This is a genomic window from Streptomyces purpurascens (genome assembly GCF_045040895.1).
GTDB lineage: Bacteria > Actinomycetota > Actinomycetes > Streptomycetales > Streptomycetaceae > Streptomyces > Streptomyces purpurascens.
Genome location: NZ_CP108341.1, coordinates 5,898,851 through 5,914,042, shown reverse-complemented (window position 1 = coordinate 5,914,042; position 15,192 = coordinate 5,898,851). Strand labels below are relative to the sequence as shown.

Here is a 15,192-nt window from a genome sequence, read left to right as displayed (position 1 = left end):
TTTCGGGGTGCGGGTTCGTGGTGGTTGATCGCGCAGTTCCCCGCGCCCCTGACTAGGGGAGCAAGCTGCCTCTTCTTGAGAGCAGGAACCTTTTGAAGGCTGCCACCGGGGGTGTGTCCGGGTGGCCCTCCAGCCAGGCCACGCCGATTTCGCGGACCGCTCGGGGGGCCGTCACCGTCAGTTCCACCACGCCCGGGCGAGGGACGGCCGGCGGGGGCAGGAGGGCTACTCCCAGGCCCGCCGCCACCAGGCCTCGCAGGGTTTCCGCCTCCTCTCCCTCGAAGGCGATGCGGGGCTTGAAGCCCGCCTCCTGGCAGAGGTCGTCGGTGATGCGGCGCAGGCCGTAGCCGGGTTCGAGGGTGACGAAGGTTTCGTCGGCGGCTTCCGCGAGGCGGATGCGGCGGCGGGTGGCGAGGGTGTGGTCGCCGGGGACGACCAGGCGGAGTTTCTGTTCGTCGAGGCGGCGGGCCACCAGGCCGGGGGCGTCGGGGACGGGGGACGTCAGGCACAGGTCGAGTTCGCCGGCGCGGAGGCGTTCGAGCATGGCCTCGCCGTAGTTCTGGACCAGGCTGAAGCGGACGCGGGGATGGTCGGCGCGGAAGGCCTGGAGGAGGCCAGGGACGGTCTCGGCGCCCATGGTGTGCAGGAAGCCGAAGGCGACCTTTCCGGTGAAGGGGTCGGCGTCGGCCCGTACCTCCTCGGCGGCGCGCTCGACCTCGGCCAGGGCGCGCTCGACGGAGGTGAGGAAGGTGCGGCCGGCCGGGGTGAGGGAGACCGTACGGCCGTGGCGGGCGAAGAGGTCGACGCCCAGGTCCTGCTCCAGGCGGGCCATGGACCGGGAGAGGGTCGACTGCGGGACGTCCATCTCCTGGGCGGCGCGGGTGACGTGCTCGGTGCGGGCGACGCCTGCGAAGTACGCGAGGCGGGGGGCCAGCACCTTGGACATCTCTGCCATGTCTTCTGTGTCACCGGATGGTGACAGGCGAGCCGCTGAACTGGGTTGATGCACCATGGGAACGATTATCGCCGTTCCATGCATTGGACGGATCAGTGGGTCCGTACGTAATTTCGAGGCATGTCTCCCGCCAGTACCGGGGCGTCCACCACCGTGGGCGCCGATGTCTCTGTCCCTGCTTCCGACTCCCGTATGTCGCCGGGCGGGCCCGGCTACCGCCGGATGAGCCTCGCGCTCTTCCTCGCGGGTGTCGCGACCTTCGCGCTGCTGTACTCCACCCAGGCGCTGCTCCCGCTGATCTCCGGCGAGTTCGGGGTGGCGGCGAGCGACGCGAGCTGGACGGTGGCCGCCGCGACGGGCGGGCTGGCTCTGTTCGTCCTGCCGATGAGCGCCCTGTCCGAGCGCTTCGGACGGCGTGCGGTCATGACCGGGTCACTGGCCGTGGCCGTCACGATCGGGCTGCTGGTGCCCTTCGCCCCGTCGCTGGGCGTGCTGGTCGTGCTGCGGGCGCTCCAGGGCGCGGCCCTGGCCGGGCTGCCCGCGTCGGCGACCGCGTACCTCGCGGAGGAGGTCAGCCCCAAGGCGCTGGTCACCGCGATCGGGCTGTTCGTCGCGGGCAACAGCGTCGGCGGGATGAGCGGCCGGGTCATCACCGGCTGGGTCGCGCAGGAGTGGGGCTGGCGGGTCGCCGTCGGTGTCATCGGCGCGATCGCCGTGGCCTGCGCGGTGGCCTTCCGGGCGCTGATCCCCGCCCCCCGGCACTTCAAGCCGGGCTCGCTGCGCCCGCGTGTCCTGGCCCGCACGGTCCGTGACCACCTGTCCAACCCGCTGCTGTGCCGGCTGTACGCGATCGGCGCGCTGTTCATGACGGTGTTCGGCGGCGTGTACACGGTCATCGGCTACCGCCTGACCGAGGCCCCGTTCTCGCTGCCCCAGGGCATCATCGGCTCGATCTTCCTGGTGTACCTGGTCGGGACGGTGTCGGCGTCGACCGCGGGCCGGCTGGTGGGCCGGATGGGCCGCCGGGGCGCGCTGTACGCGGCGGGCGGCACGACCGCCGCGGGCCTGCTGCTGTCCCTCGCCGGCTCCCTGCCGCTGATCCTGCTGGGTCTGGTCCTCATCACCGGCGGCTTCTTCGCGGGCCACGCGGTGGCCTCCTCGGCCGTCAGCAAGACGGCCACGACCGGCCGCGCGCAGGCCTCGGCGCTGTACCAGTCCGCGTACTACATCGGCTCCAGCGCGGGCAGCACGGTCGGCGCGATCGCCTTCCACGCGGGCGGCTGGGCCGGGACGGTCGGCGTCGGACTGCTGGCGGTGCTCGGCGTCGTGACGATCACGGTGTTCGGGACGCGGGCTGCTCGGCTGCAGCGGCGGCTGATCACGGCCGCCTGAGTCGTACGCCGGAGCATTCCCCCTGGTCGGGGCCGGTTGTCAGTGGGCACGGATAACGTCCGCGTCCGCTGACCACCGGACCGAGCAGGGGGATTTTTCATGGAGTTCCGCATCGACCGTACGGCGTTCGCCGATGCCGTGGGCCGGTCGGTACGCGCGCTGCCCGCGCGGACGCCGGTGCCGGTGCTGGGCGGACTGCTGCTGGAGGCGGACGCGGGACGGCTGGCCGTGACGGGGTTCGACTTCGAGGCGGCGGTACGGGTGGAGGCCGAAGCGGAGGTCGCGGTGCCCGGGCGGGTGCTCGTCCTGGGGCGGCGGCTGCTGGACGTGAGCCGGGTGCTGCCGGACGGGCCGGTGAGCTGTGCGCTGGAGACGTCACGGTTCACGGTGGAGGCGGACGGTACGCGCTTCGGTCTCTCCACGCTGCCGCTCGCCGAGTACCCGGCCCTGCCGGTGGCGCCCGCGCCCTACGGCACGGTGGACGCCGCCGCGTTCGCGACCGCCGTCGCGCAGGTCGCGGTCGCCGCCGGACGCGACGACACGCTGCCGCTGCTGACGGGCGTCCAACTGCGCCTCGACGGCGGGGAGATGACACTGTCCGCCTCGGATCGCTACCGGTATGCGGTGCGGCGGCTGGAGTGGAAGCCGGGGGCGGCGGCCGACGGGGTGGTGGAGGCTCTGCTGCCGTCGCGGCGGCTGCTGGATGTCGCGCGGTCGCTGGGGCGCTGCGGGGACGTGGTGATCGGGTGGGATCCGGCCCGTGGGGGCGGGCTGGTCGGCTTCGAGGGCGGGCCGACGCGGACGGCTCTGCGGCTCCTGGACGGGCGGCTGCCGACGTACAAGTCGCTGTTCGACATGGCGGGGGCCGCGGTCGCCGAGGTGGAGTGCGAAGGGCTGGCCGAGGCCGTGCGGCGGGTCGCGGTGGTGGCGGAGGCGAACAGTCCGGTGCGGCTGGACTTCTCGTCCGACGGGTCCGTGATGCTGCGCGCAGGCTTCGGGGACGACGTGGCGGCCCAGCGGCTGCCGGCCACGCTGAGCGGCGCCGACGAGATGCCGGTGGCCTTCAACCCGGCCTATCTGCTGGACGCGCTGACGTCGTTCGAGAGCCCGCGGGTACGGCTGGAGCTGCTGGGGGCGGGGCAGCGGGCGCTGCTGCACGGGGTGCCGGACCGGGTGCCGGACCCCGGGGCGGGTACGGCGGAGGCCGGGGCGCACCGGCATCTGCTGATGTCGGTGAAGCAGCTGGTCTGAGGCGGCTGCAACTGGTCTGAAGCGGCCGCTCCCGTCTGCGCGTTTGTGCGCTCGGGGGGCCGTTGTCAGTGGGCTGCGGTAGCTTCCGGAGTACTGGGCGCAAAGGCGCGTGACAGACATTCCACAGGGGTGGGTGGACGATGACGAACGGCACGGCGACACCGACGGACCTGGACACCAGGCTGGAGGCACACCGGACCGAGCTGACCGGGTACTGCTACCGGATGCTCGGCTCCTCCTTCGAGGCCGAGGACGCGGTGCAGGACACGATGGTCCGCGCCTGGCGCAGCTACGACAAGTTCGAGGGCCGCTCCAGCCTGCGCTCCTGGCTCTACCGCATCGCGACGAACGTGTGCCTGGACATGCTGACCGCGGGCAACAAGCGCGCCAGGCCCATGGACCTCACCGATTCCACCCCGCTCGCCCAGGCGGCCCTCTCCCCCCGCCCGGACAACACCTGGCTGGAGCCGATGCCGGACGCCCGCGTGCTGCCCACGACCGGGGATCCGGCGGAGGCGGCGGTCGCCAAGGAGTCGGTGCGGCTCGCCTTCATGGCCGCCCTGCAGCAGCTGCCGGCCAAGCAGCGGGCGGTGCTGATCCTGCGCGAGGTCCTGGCCTGGAAGGCCAGCGAGGTCGCCGAGCTGCTGGACACCTCGGTGGCGTCGGTCAACAGCGCCCTCCAGCGGGCCCGCGCCACCCTGGCCGAGCGGCAGGAGCCGGGCGCCGACGCGGTCGTGTCCGACCCGCTGGACGAGGACCAGCAGAAGTTGCTGGATCGCTATGTGGCGGCCTTCGAGGGCTACGACATGACGGCGCTGACGGCCCTGCTGCACGAGGACGCGGTCATGACGATGCCGCCGTTCGACCTGTGGCTGACCGGCGTCAAGGACATCACCGGCTTCATGACCACGCTCGGCGCGCCCTGCGCGGGCTCCCGGCTGGTGCCGGTCCGGGTGAACGGGCTGCCGGGGTTCGCCCAGTACAAGCCCGACCCGGAGGGCGGCGGCTTCATGCCCTGGGCGGTCCAGGTGCTGGAGATCTCAGACGGCCGGATCACCGGGTTCCACTGCTTCCTCGACACCGAGCGCTGGTTCCCGCTCTTCGACCTGCCCCTCCGTCTCGAAGCGGAGGCCGACCAGCTCGAGCAGGGCGCCTAGGGCCGGGTCGGGGTCGCGGAGCCTGATCCGGCCTCCTGCCCGGCGGGCGGCGAGCTGGAGCCGCGCCAGCACGTCGACGGTGGCGAGGCCCGGTGGCCCCAGGCCTGCGACATCGCACACCACGACCCGGGCACCGCTGGTGTGCAGCAGTGCCCGTACGTCGTCGCTCAGCCCTCTCACCTCGTCCCGGGTGACGGGGCCGGGCAGCACGAGCACGGGGGGTGTCATGGCGTCCACGATCGGTAGACCGGGCGGGCGGCTGTAACTCATCGCGACGGTCCTTCCTGTCGGCGCGCTGCAAAGATCACATTGACCGGGACATGGCCTTCCCCGGAGGGTTGGCTGTATGCCCCATGCACCTGCCCCTCCCGCGCTGCCTGATGCCTTCCTCGCCGGTGAGGGGGCGTCGTGCAGGGAGTGCTGAGCGGGTTCGCGGTCATCGCCGTGGTCATCGGGGTCGGCTATCTCATCGGCCGCCGCGGCTACCTGGGCGACGGGGGCCGCGAGGTCCTGACGAAGCTGGCCTTCCACGTGGCGTCTCCGGCGCTGCTCTTCACGACGCTCGCGCAGGCCGACCTGTCGGTGATCTTCTCCGACCGGCTGCTGGTCACGGCGATGAGCACGGCAGCGGCGGCGGGGGTGTTCGTGGCGGTGGGTGCCGTGCGCGGGTGGGGTGTGGGCAGGACGACGATCGGTGCCCTGTGCTCCAGCTACGTCAACTCGGGGAACCTCGGCATCCCGATCGCCGTGTACGTCCTGGGCGACGCGTCGCTGGTCGCGCCGGTGCTGCTGTTCCAGCTGGTCGCCGTCACACCGGTGGCGCTGACGGTCCTGGACCTGGCGACCGTCGGGGACGAGGACAAGCGCCCCCTGTGGCAGAGCCTGCTCACGCCGCTCCGCAACCCGATAGCGCTGGGCTCCCTGGCCGGGGTGGCGGCGTCGGCGACCGGCCTCCACGTCCCGGGCCCGCTGATGGACCCCCTGACCCTGATCGGCAACATGTCCGTCCCGGCGGTCCTCCTGGCCTTCGGCATCTCCCTGCGCGGCAGCACACTCCCCCTGCGCGGCGCGGAACGGGCCCCCGTCCTGCTGGCCGTTGTCCTCAAGGCCATCGCCCAGCCGCTGATCGCCTGGGCCCTGGCCACGGGCGTCTTCGGCCTCCACGGAGCGTCCCTGCTCGACGTGGTGGTGACCTCCGCCCTGCCGGCCGCCCAGAACCTGTTCACCTACGCGAGCAGCTACCGGGTGGGCGAGGTACTGGCGAGGGAGGCGATTCTGCTGTCGACGGTGCTGGCGGTGCCGGTGCTTGTGGTGGTGGCGGCGTTGCTGGGGTGAGTCAGCTGTCGGGGAACTCGCCGGTGTCGATGACGAGGTCGAAGGGAGCGGGCAGCTTGATGGATTCGCCGAACTTAGCGGTGCTCAGAGGCCGGTAGACATCACCCTTGGGCTCCCCGTAGAGCGTTGCAGTGGGGCCGTCGGGGGCCCAACGGTCGACGAGGAGGTAGAGCGGAACCCCGCCCGTGGCATAGGCCGCGGGCTTGCTGATTCGGTCGTGGCGCGCGTTGGACTTGGACGTGACTTCTACGACGAGTTCGGCGAGGGCGGCCGGGATATGAGTGTCCGTGTCGGCATCCTCACGTACAGGAGCCACAACAAGATCCGGGATGAGCATGCCCAGACGTGACGGCACGGCGATCGCAAGTGTCTGGAAGACCTCCCAGTCTTCGGGGATCACCGAATAGAGGCGCCGCTGGATGCGGGCCGCGATCACGTTGTGGCGGTACGCGGGAGCAGGTGACACGGTGATGATCCCCTCGATGATCTCCACCTTGCTGCCCTCAGGCCATTCCATCTCCTCCCAGAACCGGACGAGGTCGTCCCAGCTCTGCTCGGGGTCCTGGCTCACGGTGAGTGCGCTCATGGCGATCTCCTATCGGTGCGTCACCGAGTCCAGCATGCCGAACGGGACCGGCGGGGGTCCACCGATCCCGTTCACCCGAAGGAGGAAACCGCAGCTCAGGCGATACGCTCCAGCACGACCGGCGACGCCGTGAAGTCCGTCCCCGGCGCTGCGATGTCGTAGGAGCCCTCGATCGCCTGGAGGGCGTACTCGAAGCGTTCGGGGGTGTCCGTGTGGAGGGTGAGGAGGGGCTGGCCCTCCGTCACCGTGTCGCCCGGCTTGGCGTGCATCTCCACGCCCGCGCCCGCCTGGACCGGGTCCTCCTTGCGGGCGCGGCCCGCGCCGAGGCGCCAGGCGGCGATGCCGATGTCGTAGGCGTCGAGGCGGGTCAGGGTGCCCGAGGCGGCCGCCTTGATCACGTGCTGCTCACGGGCCACCGGCAGCTCCGCGTCCGGGTCGCCGCCCTGGGCGGAGATCATGCGGCGCCAGACGTCCATCGCGGAGCCGTCGGCCAGGGCCTTCGCCGGGTCGGCGTCCTTCAGTCCGGCGGCGTCCAGCATTTCGCGGGCCAGCGCCAGAGTCAGTTCCACGACGTCGGCCGGGCCACCGCCCGCCAGGACCTCCACCGACTCGCGGACCTCCAGGGCGTTGCCGGCGGTGAGGCCGAGCGGGGTCGACATGTCCGTGAGCAGGGCGACCGTGCGCACACCGTGGTCCGTGCCCAGGCCGACCATCGTGGAGGCCAGTTCGCGGGCGTCGGCCAGAGTCTTCATGAAGGCGCCCGTGCCGACCTTGACGTCCAGGACCAGCGAGCCCGTGCCCTCGGCGATCTTCTTCGACATGATCGAGGAGGCGATCAGGGGGATCGCCTCGACCGTGCCGGTGACGTCGCGGAGTGCGTAGAGCTTCTTGTCCGCGGGGGCCAGGCCGTCGCCCGCCGCGCAGATCACCGCGCCGGTGGTGTCCAGGACGTTCAGCATCTGCTCGTTGGAGAGCAGGGCCCGCCAGCCGGGGATGGACTCCAGCTTGTCCAGCGTGCCGCCGGTGTGGCCGAGGCCGCGGCCCGAGAGCTGGGGTACGGCGGCCCCGCAGGCGGCGACCAGGGGGGCCAGCGGGAGCGTGATCTTGTCGCCCACACCGCCCGTGGAGTGCTTGTCGGCCGTCGGGCGGGACAGGGACGAGAAGTCCATGCGCTCGCCGGAGGCGATCATCGCGGCGGTCCAGCGGGCGATCTCACGGCGGTTCATGCCGTTGAGCAGGATGGCCATCGCGAGGGCGGACATCTGCTCGTCGGCCACCTCCCCGCGGGTGTACGCGTCGATGACCCAGTCGATCTGGTCGTCACTGAGTTCGCCGCGGTCCCGCTTGGTGCGGATGACGGAGATGGCGTCCATGGCCATGGCTTGGGCTTCCTTCCGAGGATTTCCAGAAGCCGTACGGCCCCTCCTGAGCGACTCGGAGGGGCCGTACGGGAATGACTACTTGCTGAGGTGGCCGGGGCCGAAGGCCTGGGGCAGCATTTGAAACAGCGGCACGATGCCCGCCGGGGTCTCCAGCAGCAGGTCCGGGCCGCCGAACTCGTGCAGCAGCTGGCGGCAGCGGCCGCACGGGACGAGCGGGGCGCCGTCGCGGTCGACGCAGGTGAAGTGCGTCAGGCGGCCGCCGCCGGTGTTGTGCAGCTCCGACACCAGGCCGCACTCGGCGCACAGGCCCAGTCCGTACGAGGCGTTCTCGACGTTGCAGCCGGAGATGATCCGGCCGTCGTCGACCAGGGCGGCCACGCCCACCGGGTAGCCGGAGTACGGGGCGTACGCCCGGGACATGGCGTCCCGGGCCACCGCGCGCAGCTTCTCCCAGTCGACGGCCGGGCCGGCGCCGGTCACTTGCCTTGCCCCTTCCGGTAGGGCATGCCGTCCGCCTTCGGCATCCGCAGGCGCTGCGCGGACAGGGCGAGCACCACCAGGGTGATGACGTACGGCGTGGCGGAGACGACCTGGTTCGGGACCTCGTCGGTGGTCGCGTACCAGGCGAACACCAGGCCGCCGACGATCAGGGTGATCACGGCCTGGACGTACTTCTTGCGGACCACCAGCCAGATGGCGCCGATGAGCAGCAGGAGCGCGCCGAGCAACAGCAGGGCGTGGACGTTGGCCGAGCCGCCGCGCAGGTTGAGGCTGTCGGTGTAGCCGAACAGGCCCGCGCCGATGGCGAGGCCGCCGGGCATCCAGTTGCCGAAGATCATCGCGGCGAGGCCGATGTAACCGCGGCCGCTGACCTGGCCCTCCAGGTAGAAGGGGTTGGCCACGATGGACAGGAAGGCACCGCCGAGGCCGGCCAGACCGCCGGAGATGATCACGGCGATGTACTTGTACTTGTAGACGTTGACGCCGAGGGACTCGGCGGCGACGGGGTTCTCGCCGCAGGAGCGCAGCCGCAGGCCGAAGGCGGTGCGCCACAGGATCCACCAGGTGGCGGGGATCAGCGCGATGGCGATCAGGGTCAGCCAGGAGACGTTGGTGACCAGGCCGCCGAGCAGGCCGGCGATGTCCGAGATCAGGAACCAGCCGTGGGCGTTGAGGTCCCGCAGGGCGTCGGAAAGGCCCGGCACCGTGAAGTTGCCGAGGGAGTCCACCGCCGGGGACTGCTTGGCGGAGCCGCCGGTGTGGCCCTCGAAGGCGAGGGGCGCGAGGTAGCGGGTGGCGCCGAGGGCGAGGATGTTGATGGCCACACCGGAGACGATGTGGTTGACGTTGAAGGTGACGGTGACGAAGGCGTGCAGCAGGCCGCCGATCGCGCCGCCCGCGATGCCCACCAGGACACCGGTCCACGGGCCCCACTGGAATCCGGCCCAGGCGCCGAACCAGGTGCCGAGGATCATCATGCCCTCGAGGCCGATGTTGACGACGCCCGCGCGCTCGGCCCACAGGCCGCCGAGACCGGCGAGGCCGATCGGCACGGCGAGCTGGAGCGCGGTGGACATCTGGCTGACGTTGGTGATGCCGTCGGCGCCGGTGATGATGCGGACGATCGAGGTCAGCGCCAGGCCGCCGGCGATGACCAGCAGCAGGACGGGCCACGACAGGCGGCGGCCGGTGGGCGCCGCGGGCTGCAGCGTGGGCTGGTTGAGGTCGGTCACGGTCGTCATCGGCCAGCCACCTCCTTCGTGGTGTTGTGGGTGCCGAGGACGTGACCGGCGGCCAGTTCGGCGCCGACCCGGCGCTGCTGGCGGCGCAGGCCCCATTCGCGGACGGCCTCGTAGGAGACGACGACCGAGAGCACGATCAGGCCCTGCATGATGACCGCGATCTCCTTGTCGTAGCCGTGGAAGTCCAGTTCGGGCGAGGCCTTGTCGAGCCAGGCCCACAGCAGGGCGGCGAAGGCGATGCCGACCGGGCTGTTGCGGCCGAGCAGGGCGATGCCAATGCCGAGGAAGCCGATGCCGGTGGGGAAGTTCAGGCTGTAGGTGTGGGTGTCGCCGAGCAGGATCGGCAGGCCGGCCAGGCCCGCGAGGCCGCCGGAGAGCAGCATGGCGGTCAGCACCATGCGCTTGGGGTCGACGCCGCTGGCCGCGGCCGCGGTCGACGAGGCGCCGGAGGCGCGCAGGTCGAAGCCGAAGCGGGTGCGGTTGAGGACGACCCAGTAGCCGATGCCGAGCAGGACGGCGAGCAGGACCAGGCCGTAGATCTCGCCGGCCGCGCCCATGCCGATGCCGGGGATCCAGCCGGACTCGTCCATCTCGCCGGTGGTGTTGTTGTTGCCGACCTTCACGCCGAAGACGTCCGGCAGCCACAGGTAGGCGATCACCGAGGTGGCGATCGCGTTGAGCATGATCGTGGCGACGACCTCGCTGACGCCACGGGTGACCTTGAGGACACCGGCGATGCCGGCCCAGAAGGCGCCGGTGAGGACGGCGGTCAGGAGCAGCAGCGGCACCTGGATCGCGGCCGGCATGCTCACGTGGGCGCCGACGACGGCGGCCATCATGGCGGCGAGCTGGTACTGGCCGTCGACGCCGATGTTGAACAGGTTCATCCGGAAGCCGATGGCCACCGCGAGCGCCGCGATGTAGTACATCGACGCCTGGTTGATGATCAGCACCTGGATGTCGGAGAAGCCGAGCTGCTCAAACATCAGGGCGAACGGCTCGATGGGGTTCTTGCCCGACGCGACCAGCACGATCGCGATCAGGACGAAGGCCACGGCGAGCGCGATGACCGGCCCGGCCACCGCGAGGAGCACGCGCTCCTTGTCGAACTTCTTCATCAGCGGGCCTCGTCTTCCGGAGACTCGGGGGCGTCGGCCTTCGAGATCTCGGGGGTCTCTTCGTGCTCGAGGTGTCCGGTCGCGGCACCGGTCATGGCCGAGCCGAGCTCCTCGGGGGTGATGGTGGCCGGGTCGGCGTCCGCGACCAGCCGGCCGTTGTAGATCACGCGCAGGGTGTCGGACAGGCCGATCAGCTCGTCCAGGTCGGCGGAGATCAGCAGCACGGCCAGGCCCTCGCGGCGGGCCTCGCGGATGTGGTCCCAGATGGCGGCCTGGGCGCCGACGTCCACGCCCCGGGTGGGGTGGGCGGCGATGAGGAAGCGGGGCTTGTGGCTCATCTCGCGGCCCACGATGAGCTTTTGCTGGTTGCCGCCGGAGAGGGAGGCGGCGGTGACGTCGATGCCGGGGGTACGGACGTCGTACGCCGTCACGATCCGGCGGGTGTCCTCCTGGGCGGCCTTCGGGTCCAGCCAGACGCCCTTGGCGAGGGGCTTCTCGGTGACGTGACCGAGGATGCGGTTCTCCCAGAGGGGTGCCTCCAGGAGCAGGCCGTGGCGGTGCCGGTCCTCGGGGATGTAGCCGATGCCCTGCTCGCGGCGCCTGCGGGTGGGCCAGGCGGTGATCTCCTCTTCGACGAGGGTGATCGTGCCGGAGTCGGCGTGCTTCAGGCCGATGAGCGCGTCGACCAGCTCGGTCTGGCCGTTGCCCTCGACACCGGCGATGCCGAGGACCTCGCCCGCGTGGATGGTGAAGCTGATGTGGTCGAGGAGGGCCTTGCCGCCGGGGGCCGCCAGGCGCAGCTGGTCGACGGTGATGACCGGACGGTCGGTGACCGTGGACTCGGCCGTCTCGGGCGTGGGCAGTTCGCTGCCCACCATCATCTCGGCGAGCTGGCGCGGGGTCGTCTCGGCGGGGACGGCCGTACCGACGGTGGTGCCGCGGCGGATGACGGTGATCTCGTCGGCGACGGAGAGCACTTCGCCGAGCTTGTGCGAGATGAAGATGACCGACAGGCCCTCGGACTTCAGTTCGCGCAGGTTGGCGAAGAGGGCGTCGACCTCCTGCGGCACCAGGACGGCCGTGGGCTCGTCGAGGATCAGCGTGGTGGCGCCGCGGTAGAGGACCTTGAGGATCTCCACGCGCTGGCGGGCGGCGACGCCGAGCTCCTCGACCAGGAGGTCGGGCTTCACGTCGAGGCCGTAGCGCTCGGAGAGCTCCTTGATCTTGCGGCGGGCCTTGGCGCCGATGCCGTAGAGCTTCTCGCTGCCGAGCACCACGTTCTCGAGGACCGTGAGGTTGTCGGCGAGCATGAAGTGCTGGTGAACCATGCCGATGCCGCGGGCGATGGCGTCGGCCGGCGACGAGAATGCCACCTGCTCGCCGTCGACGGCGATGGTGCCCTCGTCCGGCTTCTGCATGCCGTAGAGGATCTTCATCAGCGTCGACTTGCCCGCGCCGTTCTCGCCGACAAGGGCGTGGACGGTGCCCTTGCGGACGCTGAGGTGGATGTCGTGGTTGGCCACGACGCCGGGGAAACGCTTGGTGATCCCGGCGAGTTCGACGGCGGTCACCGATTCGTTGACCGCCGCTCCGGCCGGAGGGCTGCTGGACGCGTTGATAACGCACTCTCCTGGGGACGGGGGTCGTCTACGCGCGTAGCGCCCCTACGGCAAACAAAGGGGCCGGCGCCCCCGCGCCAACGGGGCACGAGGAGCAGCCTCCCCGCACCCCGTTGAGCGGACGCGACCCCCGGGGGTCACTGCCTGCTCGAGGCAGTAAGTCGTCAGCTGCTCTTGACCTTGATCTCGCCGCTGATGATCTTCTCCTTGGCCGTCTTGATGGCTTCCTGAAGCTCGGCGTCGTCCGCGAACTTCGGGTTGGAGTCCGAGAGGCTCACCTCGCCGGTCTTCAGATCGCCACGAACGATACCGGTCTCGGGCTTGCCGTCCTCGACCGACTTCGCAAGGTTGTACACCGCCTTGGCGACGTCCTTCATCGCCGAGGTCAGGATGAAGTCCTTGTACTTGGCGAGGGCGGCCTGCTCGTACTGGTCGGAGTCGACGCCGATCGCCCACACCTTCTTGGCGGCGGCGGCCTCGATGACGCCCTGACCGGACAGACCGGCGGCCGCGTAGACCACGTCGGCCTTCTTCTCGATCTGGCCCTCGGCGGCCGTCTTGCCCTTGTCGGGGCTGGCGAAGCCGCCCTCCTCGGCCGTCTGCGTCAGGTACTGGGAGAGCACCTTGACCTTCGGGTCGGTGTCCTTGACGCCCTGCGCGAAACCCGCCTGGAACTTGTGGATCAGCGGGATGTCCACACCGCCGACGAAGCCGACGACCTTCGACTTGGTGCTCTTGGCGGCGGCGACACCGGCGAGGTAGGAGGCCTGCTCCTCGTTGAAGACCAGGTCGGCGACGTTCTTGGTGTTGATCGTGGCGTCGTCGACGATGCCGAAGGTGGTGTCCGGGAACTTCTCCGCGGCGCCCTTGACGGCCGAGGCGTACGCGTAGCCGACGCCGATGACCGGGTTGTGGCCCTGCTTCGCCAGCGAGACCAGACGCTGCTCCTTGTCGGCGTCGGTCTCGCCCTCGGTGGGCTCCACGTCGGCCGTCTCGTAGCCGAAGTCCTTCTGCGCCTTCTCCAGGCCCGCGTACGCGGCGTCGTTGAAGGACTGGTCGCCCTTGCCGCCGACGTCGTACGCGATGGCGAGGCCCTTGTTCCCCTTCGAGTCCGACGACCCCGCAGAGGTCGAGGTGCTGCCGCAGGCGGAGAGTGCGAGGGCCAGGGAAGCGGTCGCTGCGCCTGCGACCGTGATCCGGGAAATCCGGCGCATGTGTGGGGCTCCTGTCGTACAACGCGCCGGGGTCGGTTCAGCTTCGGCGCTGGTTTCGCCGCAGATTAACGCGCGTAGACCTGCCTGAAAACCCCTTCTGTCCACCTTGTTATGCGCCCGTGCCCAAGCCATGCCCGCGCCTTGGCCCGGGCGTTGCCGACCGCGAACGAGGGGTGGCGCTGGGTGATCCGTGCCCTGGGAACGCCGGAGAGGGCGGGCACCCCGGGGTGCCCGCCCTCTGCGGCTGTCGCAGACCGGTATCGCTACTCGGTCTTGACCTTGATGGAGCCGTCGATGATGCCCTTCTTGGCCTTGTCCACGGCGTCCTTGAGTCCCGCGACCTTGCCGAACTCCGGGTTCGCCTCGGAGACTCCGACGCCGTTGACCTTCAGGTCGAAGGTCTGGGTGCCGGTCAGCGGCTTACCGCTGTCGACGGACTTGGCCAGCGCGTAGACGGCGCCGCCGACGTCCTTGAGGGCGGAGGTGAGGATGTACTGCTTGTACGCGGCGAGGGGGGCCTGCTTGTACTGGTCGGAGTCGACGCCGATCGCCCAGACCTTCGCCTTGGCGGCGGCCTCGATCACACCCTGGCCGGAGAGACCCGCCGCCTGGTAGACGACGTCGGCCTTCTTCTCGATCTGGCCCTCGGCGGCGGCCTTGCCCTTGTCGGGGCTGGCGAAGCCGCCCTCCTCGGCCGTCTGCGTCAGGTACTGCGACAGGACCTTCACCTTCGGGTCGGTGTCCTGCACGCCCTGCTTGAAGCCGGCCTCGAACTTGTGGATCAGCGGGATGTCCACACCGCCGACGAAACCGACGGTGTTCGACTTGGTGACCTTGGCGGCGGCGACACCGGCGAGGTACGAGGCCTGCTCCTCCGCGAAGACAAGGGAAGCGACGTTCTTGCCCTCGACCACGGAGTCGACGATGCCGAAGGTGGTGTCCGGGTACTTGGCGGCCACGGCCTTCATCGCCGGGCCGTAGGCGTACCCGACGCCGATGACCGGGTTGTAGCCCTGCTTGGCCAGCGAGACCAGCCGCTGTTCCTTGTCGGCGTCGGTCTCGCCCTCGGTGGGCTCGATGTCGGCCGTCTTGTAGCCGTACTCGGCCTTCGCCTTCGTCAGGCCGGCGTAGGCGGCGTCGTTGAAGGACTGGTCGCCCTTGCCGCCGACGTCGTACGCGATGGCGAGGCCCTTGTCGTCCTTCGTGTCGCTGCCGCCGCTCTCACTGCTGGTGCTGCCACAGGCCGTGGCGACGAGCCCGAGCGACGCGACCCCCACCGCGACGCGGGTCAATCTGGAAATCCGACGCATCTTGAAGTTCCCCATTCTCCAAAGCCCCGCAGTGGGTGCTCAGTGCGGCGCACATTAACGCGCGTAGACACCCTTGGGAACGGTTCGCAGTGGGGCCGTTATCCATTCGTGCCGATGGCCGGTTACGTCCT

General features: G+C 70.4%; 14 protein-coding genes. 4 read left to right on the top strand and 10 right to left on the bottom strand.

Annotated elements, in window-relative coordinates; genetic code table 11:
* Positions 1 to 52 precede the first annotated feature (52 nt).
* On the bottom strand, positions 53 to 1,012 hold the full coding sequence (locus OHU35_RS27095) for a LysR family transcriptional regulator (protein WP_189722875.1): 960 nt from the start codon (positions 1,010 to 1,012) through the stop codon (positions 53 to 55).
* Between the two features lie 63 nt (positions 1,013 to 1,075).
* Between OHU35_RS27095 and OHU35_RS27090 the strand changes: the two genes are divergently transcribed.
* From OHU35_RS27090 to OHU35_RS27080, 3 genes are all read left to right on the top strand, one after another.
* Positions 1,076 to 2,347 (top strand): MFS transporter, encoded by a 1,272-nt coding sequence (locus tag OHU35_RS27090; protein ID WP_189722874.1) that lies wholly within the window; start codon positions 1,076 to 1,078, stop codon positions 2,345 to 2,347.
* 99 nt (positions 2,348 to 2,446) lie between these two features.
* Complete coding sequence (gene dnaN / locus OHU35_RS27085) at positions 2,447 to 3,598, top strand: DNA polymerase III subunit beta (RefSeq protein WP_405507201.1); 1,152 nt, start codon at positions 2,447 to 2,449, stop codon at positions 3,596 to 3,598.
* Positions 3,599 to 3,738: 140 nt separating this feature from the next.
* On the top strand, positions 3,739 to 4,755 hold the full coding sequence (locus tag OHU35_RS27080; protein WP_189722872.1) for a sigma-70 family RNA polymerase sigma factor: 1,017 nt from the start codon (positions 3,739 to 3,741) through the stop codon (positions 4,753 to 4,755).
* Here the strand turns inward: OHU35_RS27080 and OHU35_RS27075 are convergent.
* Complete coding sequence (locus OHU35_RS27075; protein WP_405507199.1) at positions 4,639 to 5,025, bottom strand: STAS domain-containing protein; 387 nt, start codon at positions 5,023 to 5,025, stop codon at positions 4,639 to 4,641. The genes OHU35_RS27080 and OHU35_RS27075 overlap by 117 nt on opposite strands.
* 138 nt (positions 5,026 to 5,163) lie before the next feature.
* Between OHU35_RS27075 and OHU35_RS27070 the strand changes: the two genes are divergently transcribed.
* A complete protein-coding gene (locus tag OHU35_RS27070; RefSeq protein ID WP_189722870.1) occupies positions 5,164 to 6,090 on the top strand; it encodes an AEC family transporter in 927 nt (308 codons plus the stop codon).
* A gap of 1 nt (position 6,091) precedes the next feature.
* Here OHU35_RS27070 and OHU35_RS27065 read toward each other — a convergent pair whose 3' ends face one another.
* From OHU35_RS27065 to OHU35_RS27030, 8 genes are all read right to left on the bottom strand, one after another.
* Positions 6,092 to 6,676: a Uma2 family endonuclease gene (locus OHU35_RS27065; protein WP_359886938.1), complete on the bottom strand. Its 585-nt coding sequence runs from the start codon at positions 6,674 to 6,676 to the stop codon at positions 6,092 to 6,094.
* Between the two features lie 95 nt (positions 6,677 to 6,771).
* Positions 6,772 to 8,049, bottom strand: coding sequence for a thymidine phosphorylase (locus OHU35_RS27060; protein WP_405509336.1), 1,278 nt, complete (start codon positions 8,047 to 8,049; stop codon positions 6,772 to 6,774).
* 84 nt (positions 8,050 to 8,133) lie between these two features.
* A complete protein-coding gene (locus OHU35_RS27055; protein WP_405507197.1) occupies positions 8,134 to 8,538 on the bottom strand; it encodes a cytidine deaminase in 405 nt (134 codons plus the stop codon).
* The gene (locus OHU35_RS27050) at positions 8,535 to 9,800 is read right to left on the bottom strand and encodes an ABC transporter permease (protein WP_359886943.1); all 1,266 of its coding nucleotides are present in this window, start codon (positions 9,798 to 9,800) and stop codon (positions 8,535 to 8,537) included. The genes OHU35_RS27055 and OHU35_RS27050 overlap by 4 nt, the downstream gene beginning before the upstream one ends.
* On the bottom strand, positions 9,797 to 10,918 hold the full coding sequence (locus tag OHU35_RS27045) for an ABC transporter permease (protein ID WP_405507195.1): 1,122 nt from the start codon (positions 10,916 to 10,918) through the stop codon (positions 9,797 to 9,799). Before OHU35_RS27045 ends, OHU35_RS27050 begins: the two co-directional genes overlap by 4 nt.
* On the bottom strand, positions 10,918 to 12,489 hold the full coding sequence (locus tag OHU35_RS27040) for an ABC transporter ATP-binding protein (protein WP_189722865.1): 1,572 nt from the start codon (positions 12,487 to 12,489) through the stop codon (positions 10,918 to 10,920). Before OHU35_RS27040 ends, OHU35_RS27045 begins: the two co-directional genes overlap by 1 nt.
* A gap of 212 nt (positions 12,490 to 12,701) precedes the next feature.
* The gene (locus tag OHU35_RS27035) at positions 12,702 to 13,751 is read right to left on the bottom strand and encodes a BMP family protein (protein WP_189722864.1); all 1,050 of its coding nucleotides are present in this window, start codon (positions 13,749 to 13,751) and stop codon (positions 12,702 to 12,704) included.
* Between the two features lie 263 nt (positions 13,752 to 14,014).
* Positions 14,015 to 15,061: a BMP family protein gene (locus tag OHU35_RS27030; protein WP_189722863.1), complete on the bottom strand. Its 1,047-nt coding sequence runs from the start codon at positions 15,059 to 15,061 to the stop codon at positions 14,015 to 14,017.
* Positions 15,062 to 15,192: the final 131 nt, after the last annotated feature.